The organism is Slackia heliotrinireducens DSM 20476, from assembly GCF_000023885.1.
GTDB lineage: Bacteria > Actinomycetota > Coriobacteriia > Coriobacteriales > Eggerthellaceae > Slackia > Slackia heliotrinireducens.
In genome coordinates, this window is the sequence record NC_013165.1 from 2,780,775 (window position 1) to 2,801,466 (window position 20,692).

Below are 20,692 nucleotides of genomic sequence, written 5' to 3' on the forward strand. Positions count from 1 at the left end.
CATACTAGTCGGCGATGAGCCTCTGGGCCAAGGCGCCCCAAGACAGCTGAGACAAGTCGCACGGACGATGCTCGGCTTCGATCGCCTCGGAAAGCGCATCGGCCAGATTCCGCTCGAAACGAGCCCTTGACTCGTCGTTCGCAATCCGCCACGATCCATCCTTTATGAGCTCGGGAAGTTCCACAAGCCACAGGGGCGCATCGGGAATATACATGTCGAACCATTCTCGAAGCCCAGGTAAATCCGTCATAACCACCTTGCAGCCGCAAGCGAGCGCCTCGACGCTCACCAGCGGGAGCCCCTCGGAAAACGATGGAAGCACGAAGACGTCGGACCGCTGGTACTCGTTCCTGACGAGTTCTTGGTTCATCTGGCCGGCGAAAACCGACGGCACTTGGCAGGATTCCGCACGCGCCATGATCTCGTCGCGCTCGGTCTCATTGCTATACCCGCCGATCAATTCGAGACATAAGTCCCTCGTGTCGCGACTTTCCAAAAGGTCCATGGCGCCGAACAGCTCCATGAGCCCTTTTTGTTTCCAGAGCTTGCCCACATACACCATCCGGCAGCCGGAATCGTCGCGCCGGGAAGGGTCCTCGACAAACAGGGCGTCGTTGTAGCCGATGCCGGACACGCGGACCTTCGCGGGGTCGATGCCGTGCATCAAGGCGATTTCCTTCGCCTGTTCCCCGTGAAGCGCGAAGATCACATCGAGGGAGCGAACCGCCCGGTTGATGGCCTCCCGCTCGAGTCCATGGGACTCGTACTGTCTCAGATCGGTGTTATGGCACGCGCCTCTAAACGAGCACCGCGCACGGTCTTCAGGGTGGCGTTCAAACCAATCCGCAAGCACGCTGCAAACGAGATATAGATGGTGGCAGATCACAATATCAGGTTTGAACTGCGCAAACACATGATCAAAAGCCTTGGTGAAGGCGTCCTTGAATTGAGAGGCCATCTGGGGCGTGAGGTCGCGGTACCGCGTCGAGGCGTAAGGCATGACGTCGGACATGCCCACAACCGGGAACGGCAACGCATCGCTTTCGAACCGCACCGGTTCGAAAAGAATGTCATCTGAAAAAGGTGAGGCATCGCCTAAGCCGACGCCTGCGACGACGGCTTGACGATGCCCTTGAGATTCTAGAGCCCCTACGGTTTCCCTGAGGTATATGCCGCTTCCCGTACTGTCGGGTCGCTGGGCGCTAACATGGAGGATGTTCAATCCGACTCCTGCAATCGCTCGGTATGAGATGCGTGGTTACGCCTTCTTATGATAGGCAACCCAATATATCATGCCGACAAGGATTGCGCCGCCCACGATGTTGCCGAGGGTTGCAAGAGCGATATTGTAGCAGGCGCCGCCAGCGGTGACGGTCTGCATGATGGCGTCGAGCTTGGCAGGGTCGATCTCGCCCGTGTAGCCCACCGTGTTCAGCGCGGCGATGCCCATGGGCAGGAAGAACATGTTCGCAACGCAGTGCTCGAAGCCGCAGGCGACGAAGGCCATGACCGGGAAGATCGAGGTGAACACCTTGTCGATGACCGTGCGGCCGGCGAAGCCCATCCACACAGCCAGGCAGACGAGCCAGTTGCACATGATGCCGCGGAAGAAGATGGCGCTCGGCGACAGGCTGATCTTGGAATTCGCAACGTTGATCATGGCATCGCCCACAGCGCCGCCGGCCATGCCGGCATAATTCGCGCCGAGCAGAATGGCGACCATCAGCAGAGAGCCGACCAGGTTGCCGACGTACACGATACCCCAGTTCTTCAGGACGGCGCCCCAGCTGATCTTCTTGTCAGCGGCGGCGCAGACCATCAGGCAGTTGCCGGTGAACAGCTCGGCACCGGCGATGATGACGCACAGCAGGCCCAAGGAGAAGCACAGGCCGCCCAGCAGCTGCGATGCGGCGAATCCGAGGTTGGTGTCGCCCTTTACGAGCAACATGAACGTAGCGCCCGTGGCGATCAGCATGCCTGCCATGACCGCAAGTGCGAACGTGCTGAGCGGGGTCAGCTTGGTCTTTCCGATTGCGACGTTCTGCGCCTGCGCAAACAAAGCCGCCGCTCCGCGACAATCCGGCTTGGTAGCCGCAATGTCCTGTGCCGAAATTCCTTCCATTTTGCCACCCTTTCGTGTCTACGAAACCTTCCCAACAGCCCTAAGCTGCCGATACCGTATCACAAGTCGCTCCAAGAGCCGACCGGAAAGCGAGACGGATGGCAATCGTGAAAAGCAGTATGGGTGAGGATTGCCATCCACATATAAAGGTGCACCCTACTAGGAGTTAGGGTTGCAGATATAGCCTGAACACCTGCCATTTGTTTTTCTAATCGCGATTATATTAAATGATAGGTTTTACCGATGCAAGGAATTATCGGTCCATTTTTTATATTTCAGTCGTACGGTATATAAAAAGGGACGGATGGTTATCCGTCCCTCTTCCTTTATGGAATCGCAGTATGTCGACCGAATACTAGAGCTGGCTGACCAGTTCTGCCGTGTCGGAAGCAATGCGCATTTCCTCGTCAGCGCAGACCACGCAGATCTTGACGGCGCTGTCCTCTGCGGAAATGACGCGGTCCGTGCCACGGGCCTCGGGGTCGGCGTTGAGCTCCTTGTCGAGCTTCATGCCCAGATGCTCCAGGCCAGCGAAGATGGCTTCGCGCAGCTCAACGGAGTTCTCGCCGATACCGGCGGTCATGACGATGACGTCGGTATGAGGCAGGATGGCGAAGTAAGAGCCGATGGCCTTCTGGATGCGGTACACGTACATGTCGATGGCGAGCTGAGCCTGCTCGTTGCCAGCCTCGGCGGCAGCCTGAACGTCGCGCATGTCGCCGCCCACGCTGGAGATTGCGGCAACGCCGGACTGCTTGTTCAGGACAGTGTCCATCTCATCGGGGGTCTTGCCCTCGCGGCGCATGATGTAGGTCACGATGGCAGGGTCGATCAGGCCGGAACGGGTGCCCATCATGAGACCCTCGAGCGGGGTGAAGCCCATGGTGGTGTCGATGGACTTGCCACCCTCGACGGCCGTGATGGAACCGCCGTTGCCCAGATGGCAGGTGATGATGCCCAGGTCCTCGACCGGACGGCCGACCAGCTCGGCGCCACGCTGGGCGGCGTACTGATGGCTGGTGCCATGAGCGCCGTAGCGGCGGACATGGTACTCGTTGTAGTAATGCATAGGCAGAGGATACATGAAAGCCTTCTGCGGCATGGTGGAATGGAAAGCGGTGTCGAACACGGCGACCTGCGGCGTGTTGGGCAGAAGCTCCTTCACCATGTCGATGCAGGCGTCTGCATGGGGATTGTGCAGCGGAGCAAGCTCTTCGCACAGCTGAAGCTTGGCACGGGCCTCGTCGTCGATGACGGCAGAGCTGGTGAAGTACTCGCCACCGGCAACAACGCGGTTGCCCACAGCGCCGATCTCGTCGAGGCTCTTAATGGGGCTGTCGGGGTCGCTGCCCAGAACCTCAAGCAGCTTGCCGAGGCAGCCGGCGACGGTAAGGCCGCCCATCTCGAAACGCTTCTTCTTGAAATCAGGAGCGAAGCTCACGTTCATGTAAGCCTCGTCAGTGCCGACCTTTTCGGCGAGGCACTTCATCGAAACCTCTTTGGTCTCGGTCTCGATGAGCTGGCTCTTGAGAGAAGAGCTTCCTGCGTTTACGACCAGTACGAGCATGGATCCTCCTTAATTTGATCCGACGCTTTCGCGCCCTATGCACTGCCGCCAGCACAAACCATCGGCGAAAAATATCAATGATTTTGCTCTGGACTGACGGTTTTCTAACCGCGATTATTATATAATATTATCGTCATTAGATTTATTGAACATTGCTGATTTTATAGGAAATTCAGTGAATCTTCTGGATACGTCAAACGACTTGGCGTATCTATTGAACTCATTGCCTAACGACCTGGTTTATTTGTCGCTATGCAGAATACCACATATCCGATTGCGAGGGAGTAGGAAGATGGGCCGATCAAAATACTCACCCGAAGCACGCAATGCCATTATGGCTGCGTTTGTCAAGGCGACGAAGGAAATCATAGCCGCAGAAGGCGTTGACGCCGTTTCTATACGGCGCGTCTCATCCGCCGCCGGCTACAGCTCTGCAACGCTTTACCTTTACTTCGAGGATATGAACGAACTTGTGACCATGTCGCTCATATCTGATTTGAGTGCGTACGCGCGCGATATCATCAACACAACGCCTGAAAACGAAACCCCGCGTGGCGAATACCTGCGCTCCTGGCGAATCTTCTGCAACCATGCGTTTGCCAATCCGTCGGTGTTCCTCGGTCTGTTTTACGGCCCGCAAAGCCACAACGTCGACGCTATCGCCAAGAAGTACTACGAGCTCTTCCCCGAAGAAGCCGAACGCGCCAGCGGCCGCATGTTGAATATGCTCGAACGCGGAACCCTGAGCGCCCGCAACCTCGTAGTCCTCGAATCGTTCGGACATGACCTGGGCTTCTCCGATGAAGACATTTCCCTCGCGAACGATCTGACCATCGCATATTTCCGTTCTTTCCTCATGGATGCCTGCGAGCGCAATCTTTCTGAGGAAGATGTCCAGGCGCTTACCGACCGCTTCATGAAGGGCGCGCTTTTTCTCTTACGCACCTCGGAGGCGGAATAAGCCGTATCCCTAGCAACCAAGAGCGCACCGCCCACATCCGTAATCGTTAAAGATGGCCCTACGGGGCCATCTTTTTTGCCCTGCATACAAAAAGGCGCGGTAGGTATGAAACCCACCGCGCCCTATCAGCGCTTTTCGATGCCGTTGCCGTCAAGCAGCTTCGATCGTCTTAGCGAAAACTAGCCGATGTAGCCAGCTTCCTTCAGAACCTCGGCAGCACGCTCGAAGTTGGCGTCGCTCATCATGACGAGCGGGCCGGTGCAGCCCATGCCGGATTCGGCGTAGATGCCGACCTTCCACAGGGCCTTGACGGCGTCTTCCAGGTCCATGACCTCGATGCCGGGGATGGAGGAGGTGCAGGGCTCCTTGGGAGGAGCAGCGACTTCCTCTTCAGCGGCAGCAGCGGGCTTCGGCTTACGCTTGGCGATAGCCTCTGCCAAACCGGCCTTCTCAGCGGCGGCGAACTCAGCCTTGGCAATTGCGAAGACGTTGTTCTTCACCAGGTCGCCAGCGAACTTCAGAGCGTTGGCAACCAGCGGAGCGCCGGAAGCACGGGAGATGATCAGCACGAGCTTGTCGTAGCCCTTGCCGATGCCGGGGCCGTAGCCGTAGCCGGTGGTCTCGAAGGAACCGCCGGAGGTGAAGGCTGCCAGCATCTTGGTGAGGACGTTACCCGTGAGGGAGTCGGTCACCAGGATGTCCGGGGTGCCACGCAGGACGTCATTGCCGCGCAGGACGCAGCCGCCGTCGGCACGGGAGGACTCGGCGAAGGTGATGGGGTAACCATTCTCCGCAAGCTCCTTCAGAGCCAGTTCGCACTGACGTGCGCCGTCGACGTTGAGGATGCCCACGGTGGGGTTCTCAATGCCGCTGGCCTTAGCGGTGATGATGCCGTAGATGGCATTCAGAATCATGCCTTCAATGCGGTCGCCCGAGGAGGTGCCGGTGGTGTTCGCGATGAACATTTCGCGGCCAAAGGCCGGAGTGATGGCACGACCAACGGTGCTGACACCGATGGGGAACGGATAGTGCATGGTCACAGCGCCGTCGATTTCGCCGCTTTCAAGCAGCTCGTCCATCTTGGCATGACCTTCTTCGTCGTCAGCAACCTTGACGGTGGTGACGGCGGGATCTTCCAGGGTACCGATGTAGTACACGTCGACGCCAGCCTCAGCAGCGATGCGAGCGGCGGCCATGGAGTTCTCTTCGCCATGCTCGCTGCCCATGCCGGTCAGGGCAATTTTCGGGCGTGCGCCGAACTGGCCAGTCTCCATGCCGTCGGCGATCTCCATGAAGACCTCGGCGACTTTCTTTTCCAGAGAGCTCATATAAAACCCCCCTTTATTCCGCGTCTGCGGCTTCGAGCATGCTCTCGGCGAACTCGCGCATGAACTTGGCGACCATGCCGCGGACCTCGCCCTCATCGGCAGCAGCGGTCTGAGTCTCGCCGCTGTTGGCCTGGATGATGAAGGAGGTGCCGTCGAACAGGTTGGTCAGGCGGCCCAGGAACAGGGAGCCCTTGCCGATAATCATAGCGCGCTGGATGTCGCCGGCGAGCATAAGGTCACGCAGGAAGCCGATCGAAGGCACACCAGAGGGGATATGGCCCTGAGTAGGTGCGAAGCCGGTGATGCCATGCTCCTTGATGAAGTTCGGCATTTCCTTCTTCTCGATCTCGCCCTTCTTGACGCCCAGAGCAGCGATCATCTTGTAGTTGGCCTCGGGCACGTCGCCGGCGCCGGCGGGCTTGGTGATGTCGGGGTTCTGCATCTCGGGAGAGAAGCGGTCGATGTCGGTGGCCTTGAGGCCCAGCTTCTCCAGAGGGTTGTAGGCGAGGCTCTGGATAACGGCCTGCGGAGCAGAGCCGGTGCCGACGGTGTGGCGGCCGATGGCCTCGAGGTTGATCTCGGGGTTCACGCCGTCGTTGGCGCCCAGGATGATGCAGAAGCCGCCCAACATGTCCTCGAGGACAGGCATGCCCTTCTCGACGTGGCTCTTGCCGTTCATGCCCAGCTTAGCGGTGCAGCCACCAGCGGTGACGGCGACGCAGTCGTAAGCGCCAGACTGAACCAGAGAAGCAGCCTCGATCAGAGCATGAGAGGGGCCAGCGCAGAAGCCGCGGGTGTCGGAACCCGTTGCGTTCTCCAGGCCGGCGATTTCAGCAGCTGCCTTAGCGAAGTTGCCGCCGCCACGCTGCAGGACGTCGCCGCAGGCTTCCTCGGAGCAGTCGATGACGTACTGGATGTCGCCCTTGGCAATGCCGGTGGAATCGATAGCGGTCAGCAGAGCCAGAACGGAGGATGCCTTGGAGACGATGTTCTCCAGCATGGTGTGGGCGGAGAGGTTCACGTCGATCTCATGTGCGCGCTTGACGCAGCCGACGACCTCGCCGTTCATGAACAGAGGCTCAGCAGCCTCTTCGTCGATGTGATGCTTGATGGAGTCGATGTCGACGCCGTCCTTGACGCGAGCAGCAAGATCCTCGGAAATCATCTTGTTAGCGAAGAAGGCTTCCTTGTTGGCGGCCACAAAGCCAGCCTCGAGGTCGACCAGGTCGAAAACGTCGCTGACCTGCATGAGCAGGTAGAACTCGGCCTGGGGCATCATCTGGCCGAACTTGCCGTAACGATCCTTCACGTCGCAGGGCTTGTCGTACCAGGGGAAAGGAACTTCCTTCAGCTCATCAGGGGTCTTGTTTCCAATATAAACCTGATTAGGCCAGTACTCCAGGACCTGCTCCCACGTACGAATGTGGTTGGGAAGGGCCTTGAGATACTCGCCTTCGGGGTTGACCACACGCTCAGTGGTCTGAGTGGCACCGTTCTCGATGACCATGTCGGGGGTATGCACCAGCACGTAGCCGGTGCCTTTGATAACGCTTTTCATGTTTACCTCGCATTCGTGAGAACCGTGGGCTCCGGATGAAGGTGAACCAGAAACACGTTATCTAGAAGCACCTCATAGATTGCCTGCGGTCTATTAGATGGTGTAATGAGAATCGGGGCGGCAGCGATGCCGCCCCGATTCCTGGTTTGATCGCGTGTTCGTGAGAACCTGCTAATTAGTACTTGCAGTAGTCTTCGCGAATGCCTGTCATCTCCTCGATGATGTCGTCAACATCGAGGACCATTTCCATCATGCCTACTTGATCTTCGTAGACTGCTTCGTCGAATTCTTCCTTCATTTCAGGTTCGCACACGTGGTAGCAAGCGAGTCCCAACTGGACTCCCGTCAACGGACCAGCGAACGTGGGGTCTCCAGCCTCGACCGTCTCTGCGGCCAGACCGGCAGCTTCGCCCTCAGATGCACCCACGACAACAACAACGTTCTCGGGGCCAAACTGCTCAGCGAATTCCTTAACCCTCCTCTGGTTCTCCAGGTCCATGGCGCCTGCCGCCGTTCAGACGAAGCACTCAGTCGAAGAGAATACGACTTCGCCGCCAGCCGTCTCGACGCAGGCAGAAATGGCCTCGCCCGGCACACCGTCACGGTCGCCAATTACAACAACTTTTTTACCGGCTAAAATGCTCATCTTCACTCCTTTCCGTTTCTCAAACCAAAACTTGATACTGTATGTCAACGTGCACTGGCATCACGTTGATGACTAAAAATAAGAACTAAGAGCTACAACTTAGAGGTTGCGCTTGATCATTTCCTCGACAGACTCGGGGGTAGCGTCGTCCTTGCAGACCTCTTCGACCTTCTCGCCATTCTTGTAGATGGCGACGGTGGGCAGACCGACGACCTGCTGGCCGATGGCAACGCGACGAGCCTTGGTGGTGTTCAGAGCGCAGAACTTCAGCTGACCGTCGTACTTGTCAGAGAGCTCATGCACATGGGGCATCAGGGCGGCGCAGGGGACGCAGCCGTCGCCGTAGAAGTCAACGAGGATGGTGCCTTCGGCTTCCAGAACCTCGGGAGCAAAGGTCTTCTTATCGAGTTCGAGCATGCTCATGATTGTTTCTCCTATCTAAAAGACTTGGTAATCTAAAACCGATACAGTTGCTTAGTCTTCGCAGTACTTCAGGGCCTGAGTAGCGGCGATGGCACCGTCGGCAGCGGCGGTGACAACCTGGCGCAGGCTCTTCTTGCGGAGGTCGCCAGCGGCGAAAACGCCGGGGACGTTGGTCTTCATGTTGTCGTCGGTCACGACATAGCCGCGCTCCAGCTCAATCTGGCCCTCATAGAGGTCGGTGTTGGGCAGGAAGCCGATGAAGCCGAACAGGCCGAACATGCCGTCGTCCTCGTCAGCCTCGATGACGGTGACTTCGTCGGTCTTGACGTTGCGAACCTTCATGGTAGCGAGGACGCCTTCGTCGCCGCCAACTTCCTCGACGACGCTGTCCCACATGAAGTTGAGCTTCGGATTGGCGAAAGCCTTCTCCTGGATGGACTTGGCAGCGCGCAGCTCGTCACGACGATGGATGATGGTGACCTTGCGAGCAAAGCCGGTGAGGTACATGGCCTCTTCAACGGCGCTGTCGCCGCCGCCGACCACGTAGACCTCGAGGTCGGTGAAGAAGTTAGCGTCGCAGGTGGCGCAGAAGGAGATGCCCTTGCCCACGAACTGAGCTTCGTTCTCGCAGCCGATGGGACGGGAATGTGCGCCGGTGGCGAGGATGATGGACTTGGCGCAGTACTCACCCTTCTTGCCGATGACCTTCTTGACGTCGCCCTGGAGCTCGACAGCGGTGACGGTGTCAGCGACACGGTTGCAGCCGAAGTGCTCGACCTGCTTGCTCATACGAGCGATCAGAGACGGGCCGGACTCTTCAGTGTCAACAGCCTGTCCAGGATAGTTCTCGATTTCGCTGGTGGTAGCAATCTGGCCACCGTCCTGACCCTTTTCGATCAGGAGGGCGTTCATGCGGCTACGGCCGGCATAGAGGCCTGCGGCCAAACCTGCGGGACCAGCACCCAAGATAATGACGTCGTATACGTTTTCCATGCCTGTTTCGCTCCTCACATTAGGACCGTTTTCGGTCATCCAGTCTTGCGATCTCCGAGTAGCTCGTTCGCAAGTTAACTTATCGCGATTATAGTATTTTTTTATGGCAATATCAATACTTAATAATCAATTAGACGCAACTTTGTGATTTCTGAAGTCTTGTGTGGAGATTGCACACAATTGCCAATCGGAACACAGCCAATCACCGCCTTCTACGAGTGAATACTGCACCTTTTTACACGTTTCATAGTAGCTGTTTTCCGACCAAAACACCATAGGCAATCGTAAAACCTAAACTCCAAGTCAATCAGAGCATGTGTCCCGTTATCGTCCCACACCGGAGCATCAGCGTCAGCTGTGCCCCGGTGTGGGACAAAGCTTGGAACAGGACGATTAGTCCTTAAAAACCACCTGGCCGTCGACGGGCGTCGCCAAGGCGTTCAGAGCCTTCTCGACGATCGAGCGGCGAAGCTTCTTCTCCTCATCGGCCGACAATGCAGGATTGCCGAGGGGATGCGGAATGGCAACCGCCGGGACAATGCGGTTTGCGCCAACCGTCATGGAGATCGGAGTGACCGTGCAGATGTGCACCACGGGCAGGCCGGCACGTTCAATTTCTTTAACCATCGTTGCACCGCAACGCGTGCAAGTGCCTCAAGTGCTGGTCAAGATAACGGCATCCACGCCTGATGCCACGAGCTTCTGCCCGATTTCGGCAGCAAAGGCCTTGGCCGACGCGACAGCGGTGCCGTTGCCGACCGTGGTGTAGAACTTGTTGTGAAGCTTGCCGATGCGGCCTTCACGCTCCATGTCGCGCAGAACGTCGACAGGCAGAACGCGGTCTGCGTCGTCGTTGGCGTAGGTCGGGTCGTATCCGCCATGAGCGGTCTCGTAGGTGTCGCTGGTCAGATCGTCGACGCCGGTGATGTCGTATTCGCCGTAGTGGGACGCGCTGGAGCTCTCGATGAGGTCCGGGTTGCCCTTGGGCACGATACCGCCGGAAGTGACCAGGGCGATGGTGGCCTTGGAGAGGTCAACCACGGCCGGCTGAGGATCGACGCGGTCGAAGTTCGGCATCGGATACTCGGTGGTGTAGGGCTTGCCGGCCAGCTTTGCGAGCAGCATCTCGACAGCACGCTTCGAACCACGCTTCTTCTCGAAGAAGTTCACGCGGATACCCTGGGAAATGTACCCGTCTTCGCAGGATGCGCCGATCTGCTCATGGCGTGCAAGCTTGAGAGCGAGCGGAGCCATGGACTTGACGGCGGCACGCATGCCGGCGGCGCTGTTCTTGGTCGATGCGATGACGACCTTGTCCCTGTACATGTCAACGCCAGGGTTCTCAATGTACATGCCGGTCAGAGCCGGAATGCCGAGCTTCTCCTGAACTGCAGAGGCAACCGCGCCGCAAGCTACGCCGTAGCGGCCGGCGTTGAACGCGGGGCCTGCGATGAGCAGGTCGGGATGAACGCGGTCGACGAACTCCAGGACCTTCGCAAGCGTGTCGTCGATGTGCTCGTTGAAGTAGCCGTCGCCGCACACGATGGTGCCGACAATCTCAGCCTCTTCGCCGAACTGCTGCATGAACGCAAGACCCGGACCTTTGACCTCGCCCTCGAAGAACTCGACGGGATGGTCGGCCTCTTCTTCGCCGCCGATCTGGGCGAAGAACTGGTTGATGTAATGTAGTACTTTGATTTTTTCCATGGTATGACTCCTAGCGGGCGCTCAGCATGTTGAAACCGGTCTCGTTGGTCGCGCCGGTGATGACCTGCAGCTCCACGACGAGCGAACCGTCTTCCTGCAACGTATCTGCGCTTGCGCCGGCAATCTTGTTGACGTAGTCAAGCGTGCCGATGACCTTGTCCATCGGGGGCAGCGTGATGACCTGGTTGGCGTTGCCGCCGGTGACCACGGCATCGGCTGCGGCGTCGGCGTCGGCCAGAGACTGGGACTTGCCGTCGCGGCCTGCGTACTCGTCGGTGATGATGACCGTCTTGACACCCTGCGCCTCGATCTTCTTGCAGTTCATGATCAGGTCGGTGTCGGGGTTGCCGAAGCCTTCCTGGGAAACGATTACGCCGTCGAGGCCGAGCATGCGGCACAGCTTCGCGGTCTGGTTGGAAGAACGTTCCTTGTCAGCCAGGTAGACGTTCTCGTTGGTGATGATGTGCGCGACGAAGTTCAGCGTCTTGCCGTGCTCGGCGAACAGGTCCCTGACCACACCGTTGTTCAGATGGATGTAGGTGGGGTTCTTGTCGCAGGCGGACACGCAGTTGCCGGAAACGATTGCGCCGTCCATCGACTCGGTCGGATACAGAATCGTCGGCAGGATCCGCTTCGCGTCAACACCATATACATAGGTGTCATGCAGCAGGCCCTGACTCTGGAGCATCTGGACATATGCAACGCGCGGCAGGCCAGCGAACTGGTTCATGCCCTCCACGAAGTCGGGGGTTTCGAACTCTTCGATCTCGTCCGGCTCGACATCGCGACCGAGCTCGCCGAGGGAGCAGGCGACGCGGAATCCAGCCATGCGGACAGCACGCTCGTAGTCATGGGACTCGATGCCCTCAACAGGCGTGCAGACCATCACGAGGTTGAGCGTCTTGGAGAAGGGCGTGTAGTCGGCGCCGGGGCCGCTCATGTCGACGATGCCCTCCTGGAAGCCGACGATGGGGCCGGCAGTAACAAGGGCCATGCCGGAAAGCGCATGGGTCCTGCCGGATCCGACCGTCTCGACGTCGGCGATCATGCCCGGGAAGATTCCGCCGGGGCCTTCGACCTTGACGCGAGGCTCGATGACGTCCTTGACCGGGGTGATGCGCACCGACTCGCCGGGCTTGGCGATGTCGAAGCTCACCGTAGCGATCTTCTCGTCCTCAAGAACCATCTGCTCATATTCCTGAGCATTGACGTGCAGCACGCCGTTTTCCAGTTTCGTCTCATCCGAAAACACGATGTCTTGGATGTGAATCTTTCCTAACGTTAGTTTCATTGATTTCCTCTTTCGAAAAATCGTTACGCTTCCCGCTACGCTTGTGCGGAGCCCATTGCCCCGCTGATGAGCGAGAGATCGACTACTTGCAAATCACGAAGGGTTTGTTCGTTGTAGGCCTGCGACTTGTCCGTGAACTTGTCGCAAGCCGCAATGGCGCTGGAGATAAGACGCACCGAGGCGGAATCCATGGTCTCTGCAGCCTCGTTAGCCAGTAGCATCGATTTGTAGGGTGTCTCCCCCGGCTTTACGCTGCCCGAAAGCGGATGCGTAAGCAGCTGGTGGCCCCCCTCGATGTAACGGGCCGCTTCTTCCAAAATCTGTTTGAAACCAACAGCTTTAAAAACCACCTTGGTTCCAGGAGCAACCTCCTCCTGTACCATTGGATTGTTTGTTAACACGAAGTACTTCACAAAACCTCCCTTCGCCATGTATCCTGTCAATCGATAGCGTTTTAATGGACCGAATATCTGAATTGCGAGTTCGAAACGGTCCTTAAAGCGTCGTTCGGGACTCCTGTGCACCTTGCCTCAGGCTCTTCGGGCTTCGTGCAGCTTCGGAAACGATAGGGCCGAGAACCGTTTCCTTTTGCAATGCGCAGGAGCCCTTTACCTTTGACGAGATGTCTGTCCTCATTACTTTGCTTCACTTCCCTCTGCGGCAGGAGCGTCCTCACGCGTCTGGCCGGTGGCAAACATCTGAATGCCGCGGACCAGAATGATGAAGAACAGGATGCCTCCGATGTAGCCGCAATAGCCGTAAATCATGTTCACCAGACCCTGGTACGGAACGAACACCGCAGTGACCAGAGCGATGGCGGCACCGGCGATCACGATGATGCGATAGCGGTTGCTGCCTTCGTTCGAGACCGTGGTGACGGCGTTGTACAGCAAGGGGCATGCGCTCGTGAAGATGGCCGCATAGATGATCACGGCGAAAATGGACGCGAGCGGGGCCCAAATCTGATTCGCAAGAACCAGGTTGGGGATGCCCAGGGATGCCGTAAGGTCGATTTCGGAAGCCAGTGCGCAAGCGCCGACGACGCAAGCGATCGTGTAGATCATCGAGCCGATGACGTTGCCGATGATGAGCTCTTTGAAATCGCCCTTCTCGCGGCTTTCGCGACCGAGGTTAGCCATGAACGTGACGAACCACAGGATCATGAAGCCGCCGTAAGACAGACCGGCCATGAACCAGTTGCCGCCGACCTTCTCCATAACGTCGCTGTAGGTTCCCGCTTCGACGGCAGCAATGCCGGAGCCGATGCTGTCGAAGTGGGTCGCGATGGTGATGATGGCGATGCCGAGCACGAGTACGATGATGACAGGGGCAACCTTCGAAATGACGTTGACGATGCCACGCAAACCCATGATGGCGACAAGCACCGCAAGCACGGCCATGACGCATGAACCGACGATTACGGGCACGCCGTACTGCTCGTACAGAGTTGTGCCTGCACCCGAAATCATGATGATGAACGACAGGTAGCAGAACACGCCGGTGAACCAGTTGAACACTTTACCAAGGTGCTTTCCACAGAACACGTCGAAGATCTCTGTGCCCTGGGACAGGTTGAGCTGCCTTCCTCTGGCAGCGCACTGATAGTTTACGAAGATGAAAATGAAAGCGAACATCGCGGCCACCAGAATCATCTGCCAGCCGTACGCCACGAAGTACTGCAGCAACTCCTGACCGGACGAGAAGCCCGCTCCGATTGCCAGCGCACACGTTGCGCCGATGTACGTGCATACGAGTCCTATGCTGTTCTTCTTGTCCTGCATAGATACCCCTTCCAGATTAGAACTTCAAAACATATAAGTGAGACCCCAAACGGTGCCGTCCTGGAAGCGACAGCGCGTTTCCCGAGGCCAGAGACGTGAATCTCATCGATGCGCTTCTCCTATAAACCACCTCCCTTCAAGCCGAGGTCCTGTTTTAGACAAAAAGGTCCCAGACCCCTATCGGGGTTCGGCTGCCTTCTGTTTTCCCGTTGTTTAGCGAGCGCTTAACCTGCGCATGCCGAATCGAAAACAAAAAAAAGGGATGCAGCAGGACTCCTCCGCCCTACGGCATCCCTTCTGTCTTCTACGAATCCAGAATCTTTAGTTGAGTCCAGTCCTTTTGCTTGAAAGTTTCACGCCTTGCTTGCCACTCCAAAGCGCTTGCCTCTTCAGCGGTCGTTACCGACTCTCTCTTGGACACAACTCTTAATGTGGGGATTACTATACATAATATGAATTCAAAATATCAATAGTTATCCGCAAGTTTATTTTATAATCGCGGTAATTAAATATTGGCATCATATTCGCCGTTCGGCTTCGGCATAAGCCGAGACGAAAAACCCTGCGCTCGGCGCTGAAAACCTATCGCCCAAACCGATTTGCGGGCGAATCAGCCGCGCAGCGTGGCGATGAGCCGCTTGGGATTCAAAAGCAGGTCAAATGCGTCCGCCGCCCGGCTCACAACCACATCTGCGCAGTTCAGCGAGACAACGCTTGCGCCTTCGTGCTCCATAATGGCGATGGCGAGGTCGGCCTCCTGAAACATAAGCCTGTCGTTGAAGCCGTTGCCAAGACAACACACGCCCCCAGGCAGCGATGCCGCCACCTGCTGCTTGCTCAGAGCCGCGTGATCGGACGGGAACACGTCCACCTGCACGTCGAAGGGAGCGCACTGCTCACGCACGGTGCCGAAGGTGTCCGCGGTAAGCACATGCACCTCCACCAGTTGCGCCAGGCGCTCCAACCGAGGCGCCAGCTCGGGGATGAGCATGCCGTCCACGGCGATGGTTCCGTTGTAGTCGCAAATCACGTACTCTATGTCCACTGTGGCCCAGCCTGGAATGTCGATTCTCATGATGTCCCCTCTTCCGTCGCCAGGCCATCATACAGCATGGGACGGATGCTTCGGGAACACGCTTCCCAGAAGGGTGCCGTTACGGGACGGTGCGGAACGATTCCGCTCCCCTTGCGGCATAAACGACAACGGGGATTCCAGCATGTGCCGAAACCCCCGTTGCACCTATTTCAAGCGTAGCCAGCACGCGCTTGCCGTCGAGTCGGCCTTACGCCTTCGCGACGCGAATGGCGCAGACCTTGAACTCAGGCGCCTTGGCGATGTTGTCAAGCGCGGCATTGGTGAGCCAGTTGCTGTTGCCGTCCTGGAAGTGGAACGGCATCCAGGTTTCGCCCGGATTCGTCTTGTCGGACACGCGGGCCGTGGACTCGATGGCCGCACGACGCGACTCCACCTTGACGCGATCGCCGTCAGCAATGCCGAGCTGTTCGGCATCGGCCGTGTTGATTTCGATGAACGAGCTGTTGGCGATCTCGTTGAGCCCTTCGGTGCGGGCCGTCATGGCGCAGGCGTTGTAGTGATACAGGATGCGGCCCGTCGTGAGCATGAGCGGATACTCCTTGTCCGGCAGCTCCACGCTGGGCCGGTACTCGGCCGTAGAATACGTGCCGAGGCCCTTGGCGAACTTGCCCACATGCATGATGGGCGTGCCAGGATGCTCAGGCGTCGGGCAGGGCCACTGCAGGCCGCGACCGTCGACCTCCGCGCTGTCCAGGCGAGCATGGGTGATGCCGCCGAAGCTCGGGGTGAGCGACGATATCTCGTCCATGATCTCGGATGCGGTCAGATGCGGCTGGTCGTATTCCATGCGCTGCATGATCTCCGTGAAGATCCAGGTATCAAGCTGCGGGCCGGCGGGTCCGTTCACGGCCTTGCGCACGCGCTGCACGCGGCGCTCGGTGTTGCTGAACGTGCCTTCCTTTTCCGCAAAGCTGCGGCCAGGCAGAATGACGTCGGCCAGCTTGGCAGTCTCGGTCATGAACAGTTCCTGAACCACGAAGAAGTCCAGGCTGGTCAGAGCCTTGATCACGTGGTTCGTGTCGGGATCGGTACGAACTGGGTCCTCGCCGAACAGGTACAGACCTTTGATGCGGCCCTCGATGGCGGCCGGGAACACCTCTGTGGCCTTCGTACCCTCGTTGGGATTGAGGAAGGTTCCCCACGCCTTTTCGAACTTCTCGACCACGGCTGGGTCTGCGACCTTCTGGTAGCCCGTGAAGGTATTGGGCTGAGCACCCATGTCGCAGGCGCCCTGCACGTTGTTCTGACCGCGGATGGGGTTCACGCCGCAGCCGGGTTTGCCCAGCTTGCCGTTGACCATCGCGATGTTGGACAGGCTCATGACGCCTTCGGTGCCGGTGGAATGCTCCGTAACACCCAGACAGTACATGATGGGAGCGGCGTCGGCGCTGCCGTACAGCTTGGCGGCTGCAATCAGGTCGCGCACGTCGATATGGCAGATTTCCGCGACACGCTCAGGCGTGTAGCTCTCGACCATCTTCGCCAGCTCCTCGAAGCCGCTGGTGCGGCTGGCCACGTACTCTTCGTCGACCAGACCTTCCTTGATCAGGATATGCACCACGCCGTTCGCGAAGGCGACGTTGGTGCCGGGGCGCAGCTTCAGGTGGATATCGGCGTACTTGGCCAAACCGATGTCGCGGGGGTCGACCAAGATGAGTTTCGTGCCGTTCTCAACGGCCTTGCGTACCTGCATGCCGAGCACAGGATGCGCTTCTTCGGGGTTGCTGCCAACCAACATGATGACGTCGGAGGCTTGCGTAATATCTTCAATGGTGTTCGTCATCGCACCAGAACCGAGAGTCATCGCCAGACCGGCGACCGTCGGAGCGTGTCAAACACGTGCGCAGTTGTCAACGCTGTTCGTTTTGAACACCGTGCGGGCCATCTTCATGAGCATGTACACGTCCTCGTTGGTGGAACGGGAACATGCGAAGGCCGCCAGCGCGTCACCTCCAAACTCATCTCGGAGCTCCGTGAATTTGCTTGCCACCAGATTCAGAGCGTCATCCCAGCTGGCAGGCTCAAATTCGCCGGTCAGCTTGTTCTTGACCAGCGGCGTGGTGATGCGGTCGGGCGAGTGGACGAAGTCGAAGCTCCCCGAACGGCCCTTGACGCACAGCATGGCGCGGTTGGAAGGACCGGGCGCCGCCTCGGCATCAACGATGACGCCGTCCTTAACCACCAGGTCAAGCTGGCAGCCCACAGCGCAATGCGGGCACGTGGTGCGGGTCTTGGTGACCTCCCACTCGCGGTACTGCTTGCGGCGCTTCAGGGTAAGGGCGCCCGTCGGGCACGCCTGGGCGCAGTTGCCGCAGCTCTCGCAGGTGGTCGCCTTCCAATCAGGTCCGAAGGGAGCCAGAATCTTCGTGCGAAGGCCCTTCTTGCCCGTCTGCAGCGTATGGTTGTGGGCCTGGTTGTTGCAGGCGCCCACGCAACGCTGGCACTGGATGCACAGGTTGGGATCGAACGACAAGAACGGGTTCGAATCCAGAATGGGCTTGCGGGCCTTGGGCTTCTCGGGAGCGAAGGCGGATTCGGTCACGCCCAGCTCGCGGCAGATGTTCTGCAGCTCGCAGACACCGTTCTTGGCGCAGCTGAAGCAGTAGTTGGTCGAATCGAGGCCGTGCTCGGCAAGCACCAGTTGGAGCATCATTTTACGGTAGGACTGGACGCGCTCGGTGGAGGTGCGCACCTCCATACCTTCGGCCACCGGCGTCTTGCACGCGGCGACCAGGTTGTCCTGCCCTTCGACTTCGACACTGCAGACGCGACACATGCCGATGTCGGAGACGTCCTTCATGAAGCACAACGTCGGGATGCGGATGCCGGCCTTCTTGGCGGCTGCCAGGATGGTGAAATCCTCAGGTACCGAAAGCTGGATGCCATCGATGGTAACGTTGACGTTCATCTTCTTGTTAGACATACTGGACCCTACCCCCTTCCAAAACTCCGCAACCGAAGGCATCGCAACGCAAGCAACGACTGCACTCCTGCATGACCTCCTCTTCGCAGAGGGGAATCTCGATATGGTCGAAGTCGCGGCCGCGCTCGCGGGCCGGACGCTCGACGATGTTTACGCGGCCGTAGGCCTCGCGAACGTTGGGACGGGCCTTGGGCACCTCGACCTCGGGGTCGAGCTTGTGATGGAAGCCCAGGTACTCGTCGATGTTGCGAGCAGCCACCTTGCCGGCGCCGATGGCCATGATGGCCGATTTGGGACCGGTTTGGCAGTCGCCGCCGACGAAGATGTTCTTGAAGCCTTCGGCACGCAGATTCTCGTCTGCGACGAAGCGGGTGCGCTCCGCCTTCATGCCGAACTTCTCGAAAGGCGCGGAATGGATGTCCTGGCCGACGGCGATCAGGATGATGTCCGCCTCGAGCCGCACGGTCGGCTTGTTGGCATCCACCGGAGCCGGACGTCCGCGCTTCACGGCGCCGATGTATTGGGGCTGGCAGATCAGGGCTGCCACGTTGCCGTCCTCGTCCTTCTCGATGCGCAAAGGCGACTGCAGCGTCATGAACTCGACGCCTTCGGACATGGCGCCTTCGATTTCCTCATGAAGGGCCGTCATGTCCTCGATGCGACGACGATACGCGACGGTGACCTCTTCGGCCCCGGCACGCACGCTGGTGCGGGCGCAGTCCATGGCCACGTTGCCGCCGCCGATGACGACGACCTTCTTGCCCGAGAAGTCGGGATAGTCGCCGTCGCCGATGCGCTCCAGCAGCTGAACCGCGCTCATGACGCCGTTGGCGTCGACGCCGTCGATCTTGAGGCTCTTGCCGCCCTGGGCGCCCACGGCTACATAGATGGCGTCGTAATCATAGGAGAGACGGGCCATTTCGACGTCGTCGATTATGGTCTCGTAACGGACATCGATGCCGCCCACGGAAAGGATGGCGCGAATGTCCTGGTCGATGCGCTCGCGCGGGAAACGGTAGGCCGGGATGCCGTAGCGCATCATGCCGCCAAGCTTCTTGCGGCCTTCGTACACGGTGACCTGATGGCCCATAAGCGCCAGATAGTAAGCGCAGGTCAAACCGGAGGGGCCTCCGCCGACGACAGCGACCTTTCGGCCCGAATCAGGCAGGCGCTTCGGAACGGGCACCGTGTCGGCCGGGGCGTTGTCAACCGCGTACTTCTTGATGCCGCGAATGTTCAGCGGCGCATCGATCAGCGTACGGCGGCAGCGGGCCTCGCACGGATGCTCGCAGATGAGCGCGCAAGCCGTGGGCCACGGGTTGTCCTTGCGAATCATCTTGACGGCACCTTCGCAGTCGCCCTCAAGAACAAGCCCAATGTATGCGGGAATGTTCACATGTGCAGGGCACTTGGTTTCGCAAGGCACGGTCTGACCCACGCCTTCGGCACACATCTTGTTCTGGACGTGGCTCCGATATTCCTCTGCGAACGCATCGAGACCCTCAAGAGCCATTTTGCCGGCCTCGTAACCGATGGCGCAGTCGCTGGTGTCTTTGATCATCTGAGCCAGCTGACGCATGGTGTCAAGCGTACACTCGTCCGCTTCGCAGTTGAGCACGCTGCGCATCAACGCTGCAAGCTGTGGAATGCCGTCGCGGCACGGAACGCACTTGCCGCACGTCTGGGCGCCGCCGGTTTCAAGCAGCACCAACTGCACTGCAATCGGGCACGTTCCAGGAGGCATAGCCTCGATTCTGCGCTGGAACGGCCCTAGGACATCGGCTATACGGCTGTCGTACGCCGACTTCGGAGCTACCGAAAGCATGGTCACCGAACCCCTCTCCTCTCTCTTAACCCCCCAAACCAGCTTTTTCTTTGAAGCCAGTACTTCTGTTTTTTATTTTATCAAGTTTTATAATCGCGATTAGGTATTCTTATTACATAAGTGTCAGAAATTTCTCCGAATGGCATCACCTTGAGACACACGTCCCTCCAACGTGCTTATATATATTTCACTTTTTAAACGAAAAGGGGCATTAATCTGTGTGAACGTCCCCCATCTAGATGTGCTTTTTTGTCCTTATATACAGAAAAGCCACCCAGCATAAACAGGCGGCAATAAGGGCATTATGCATTTGTTCGAAAGATTGGCGGAGACGTGTGCGAATCGAACACACCCGAGACGTCTGCTCGCCTCACAACGGCTTTGAAGGCCGCGGGACCCACCAGGACCCATCCGTCTCCGAATTGCAGAATTTAATTATCACAGTAATAATATTCTAATGCATTGGCTGTG

The 20,692-nt window shown here is 58.4% G+C and carries 16 protein-coding genes, 1 tRNA gene and 1 riboswitch; of the genes, 1 reads left to right on the forward strand and 16 read right to left on the reverse strand.

All coding sequences use genetic code 11. The features are described from left to right. Nucleotides 1-4: 4 nt before the first annotated feature. From SHEL_RS12350 to SHEL_RS12360, 3 genes are all read right to left on the reverse strand, one after another. Entirely contained in the window at nt 5-1,222 is a 1,218-nt protein-coding gene (locus SHEL_RS12350) for a glycosyltransferase family 4 protein (protein WP_012799619.1), read from the reverse strand. A gap of 36 nt (nt 1,223-1,258) precedes the next feature. Then, nucleotides 1,259-2,122, reverse strand: a complete 864-nt coding sequence (locus tag SHEL_RS12355) for a formate/nitrite transporter family protein (protein WP_012799620.1) — start codon at nt 2,120-2,122, stop codon at nt 1,259-1,261. Nucleotides 2,123-2,477: 355 nt separating this feature from the next. After that, nucleotides 2,478-3,689: an acetate/propionate family kinase gene (locus SHEL_RS12360; RefSeq protein WP_012799621.1), complete on the reverse strand. Its 1,212-nt coding sequence runs from the start codon at nt 3,687-3,689 to the stop codon at nt 2,478-2,480. Nucleotides 3,690-3,981: 292 nt separating this feature from the next. Here SHEL_RS12360 and SHEL_RS12365 point away from each other — a divergent pair, with 292 nt between their 5' ends. Next, on the forward strand, nt 3,982-4,650 hold the full coding sequence (locus SHEL_RS12365) for a TetR/AcrR family transcriptional regulator (RefSeq protein ID WP_012799622.1): 669 nt from the start codon (nt 3,982-3,984) through the stop codon (nt 4,648-4,650). A gap of 179 nt (nt 4,651-4,829) precedes the next feature. Here the strand turns inward: SHEL_RS12365 and grdD are convergent, their stop codons facing one another. From grdD to SHEL_RS15175, 13 genes are all read right to left on the reverse strand, one after another. Continuing rightward, entirely contained in the window at nt 4,830-5,978 is a 1,149-nt protein-coding gene (grdD, locus tag SHEL_RS12370; protein ID WP_012799623.1) for a glycine/sarcosine/betaine reductase complex component C subunit alpha, read from the reverse strand. A 13-nt stretch (nt 5,979-5,991) separates the two neighbouring features. Next, on the reverse strand, nt 5,992-7,536 hold the full coding sequence (grdC, locus tag SHEL_RS12375; protein WP_012799624.1) for a glycine/sarcosine/betaine reductase complex component C subunit beta: 1,545 nt from the start codon (nt 7,534-7,536) through the stop codon (nt 5,992-5,994). A 175-nt stretch (nt 7,537-7,711) separates the two neighbouring features. Then, nucleotides 7,712-8,182: a glycine/sarcosine/betaine reductase complex selenoprotein A gene (gene grdA, locus SHEL_RS12380; RefSeq protein WP_012799625.1), complete on the reverse strand. Its 471-nt coding sequence runs from the start codon at nt 8,180-8,182 to the stop codon at nt 7,712-7,714. Nucleotides 8,183-8,281: 99 nt separating this feature from the next. Further along, on the reverse strand, nt 8,282-8,605 hold the full coding sequence (gene trxA / locus SHEL_RS12390) for a thioredoxin TrxA (RefSeq protein WP_012799626.1): 324 nt from the start codon (nt 8,603-8,605) through the stop codon (nt 8,282-8,284). A 51-nt stretch (nt 8,606-8,656) separates the two neighbouring features. Further along, the gene (trxB, locus tag SHEL_RS12395; protein WP_012799627.1) at nt 8,657-9,598 is read right to left on the reverse strand and encodes a thioredoxin-disulfide reductase; all 942 of its coding nucleotides are present in this window, start codon (nt 9,596-9,598) and stop codon (nt 8,657-8,659) included. Between the two features lie 393 nt (nt 9,599-9,991). Then, nucleotides 9,992-11,305 (reverse strand): glycine reductase complex selenoprotein B, encoded by a 1,314-nt coding sequence (grdB, locus tag SHEL_RS12405; protein ID WP_012799628.1) that lies wholly within the window; start codon nt 11,303-11,305, stop codon nt 9,992-9,994. Between the two features lie 10 nt (nt 11,306-11,315). Beyond that, on the reverse strand, nt 11,316-12,596 hold the full coding sequence (locus tag SHEL_RS12410) for a glycine/sarcosine/betaine reductase component B subunit (RefSeq protein ID WP_012799629.1): 1,281 nt from the start codon (nt 12,594-12,596) through the stop codon (nt 11,316-11,318). A gap of 35 nt (nt 12,597-12,631) precedes the next feature. Beyond that, on the reverse strand, nt 12,632-13,009 hold the full coding sequence (locus SHEL_RS12415; RefSeq protein ID WP_050749588.1) for a GrdX family protein: 378 nt from the start codon (nt 13,007-13,009) through the stop codon (nt 12,632-12,634). Between the two features lie 222 nt (nt 13,010-13,231). After that, nucleotides 13,232-14,377 carry a YkvI family membrane protein gene (locus tag SHEL_RS12420; protein WP_012799631.1) on the reverse strand — a complete coding sequence of 382 codons (1,146 nt, stop codon included), beginning with the start codon at nt 14,375-14,377 and terminating at the stop codon, nt 13,232-13,234. 322 nt (nt 14,378-14,699) lie between these two features. Then, a riboswitch (glycine riboswitch) is annotated at nt 14,700-14,803 on the reverse strand. Between the two features lie 184 nt (nt 14,804-14,987). Then, the gene (locus SHEL_RS12425; RefSeq protein WP_012799632.1) at nt 14,988-15,452 is read right to left on the reverse strand and encodes an HAD family hydrolase; all 465 of its coding nucleotides are present in this window, start codon (nt 15,450-15,452) and stop codon (nt 14,988-14,990) included. A 208-nt stretch (nt 15,453-15,660) separates the two neighbouring features. Next, nucleotides 15,661-18,396 (reverse strand): formate dehydrogenase subunit alpha, encoded by a 2,736-nt coding sequence (gene fdhF / locus SHEL_RS12430; protein ID WP_012799633.1) that lies wholly within the window; start codon nt 18,394-18,396, stop codon nt 15,661-15,663. Beyond that, nucleotides 18,389-20,221, reverse strand: a complete 1,833-nt coding sequence (locus tag SHEL_RS12435) for an NAD(P)-binding protein (RefSeq protein WP_050749669.1) — start codon at nt 20,219-20,221, stop codon at nt 18,389-18,391. The genes fdhF and SHEL_RS12435 overlap by 8 nt, the downstream gene beginning before the upstream one ends. A gap of 323 nt (nt 20,222-20,544) precedes the next feature. Next, nucleotides 20,545-20,640: transfer RNA gene (locus SHEL_RS15175), tRNA-Sec, on the reverse strand. Between the last annotated feature and the right edge of the window lie 52 nt (nt 20,641-20,692).

What these genes read in the sequence shown, in the direction of transcription:
- SHEL_RS12355 (WP_012799620.1), bottom strand. Translation starts at nt 2,122, where the DNA reads ATGGAAGGAATTTCGGCACAGGACATTGCGGCTACCAAGCCGGATTGT.
- SHEL_RS12360 (WP_012799621.1), bottom strand. Translation starts at nt 3,689, where the DNA reads ATGCTCGTACTGGTCGTAAACGCAGGAAGCTCTTCTCTCAAGAGCCAG.
- SHEL_RS12365 (WP_012799622.1), top strand. Translation starts at nt 3,982, where the DNA reads ATGGGCCGATCAAAATACTCACCCGAAGCACGCAATGCCATTATGGCT.
- grdD (WP_012799623.1), bottom strand. Translation starts at nt 5,978, where the DNA reads ATGAGCTCTCTGGAAAAGAAAGTCGCCGAGGTCTTCATGGAGATCGCC.
- grdC (WP_012799624.1), bottom strand. Translation starts at nt 7,536, where the DNA reads ATGAAAAGCGTTATCAAAGGCACCGGCTACGTGCTGGTGCATACCCCC.
- trxA (WP_012799626.1), bottom strand. Translation starts at nt 8,605, where the DNA reads ATGAGCATGCTCGAACTCGATAAGAAGACCTTTGCTCCCGAGGTTCTG.
- trxB (WP_012799627.1), bottom strand. Translation starts at nt 9,598, where the DNA reads ATGGAAAACGTATACGACGTCATTATCTTGGGTGCTGGTCCCGCAGGT.
- SHEL_RS12410 (WP_012799629.1), bottom strand. Translation starts at nt 12,596, where the DNA reads ATGAAACTAACGTTAGGAAAGATTCACATCCAAGACATCGTGTTTTCG.
- SHEL_RS12420 (WP_012799631.1), bottom strand. Translation starts at nt 14,377, where the DNA reads ATGCAGGACAAGAAGAACAGCATAGGACTCGTATGCACGTACATCGGC.
- SHEL_RS12425 (WP_012799632.1), bottom strand. Translation starts at nt 15,452, where the DNA reads ATGAGAATCGACATTCCAGGCTGGGCCACAGTGGACATAGAGTACGTG.
- SHEL_RS12435 (WP_050749669.1), bottom strand. Translation starts at nt 20,221, where the DNA reads ATGCTTTCGGTAGCTCCGAAGTCGGCGTACGACAGCCGTATAGCCGAT.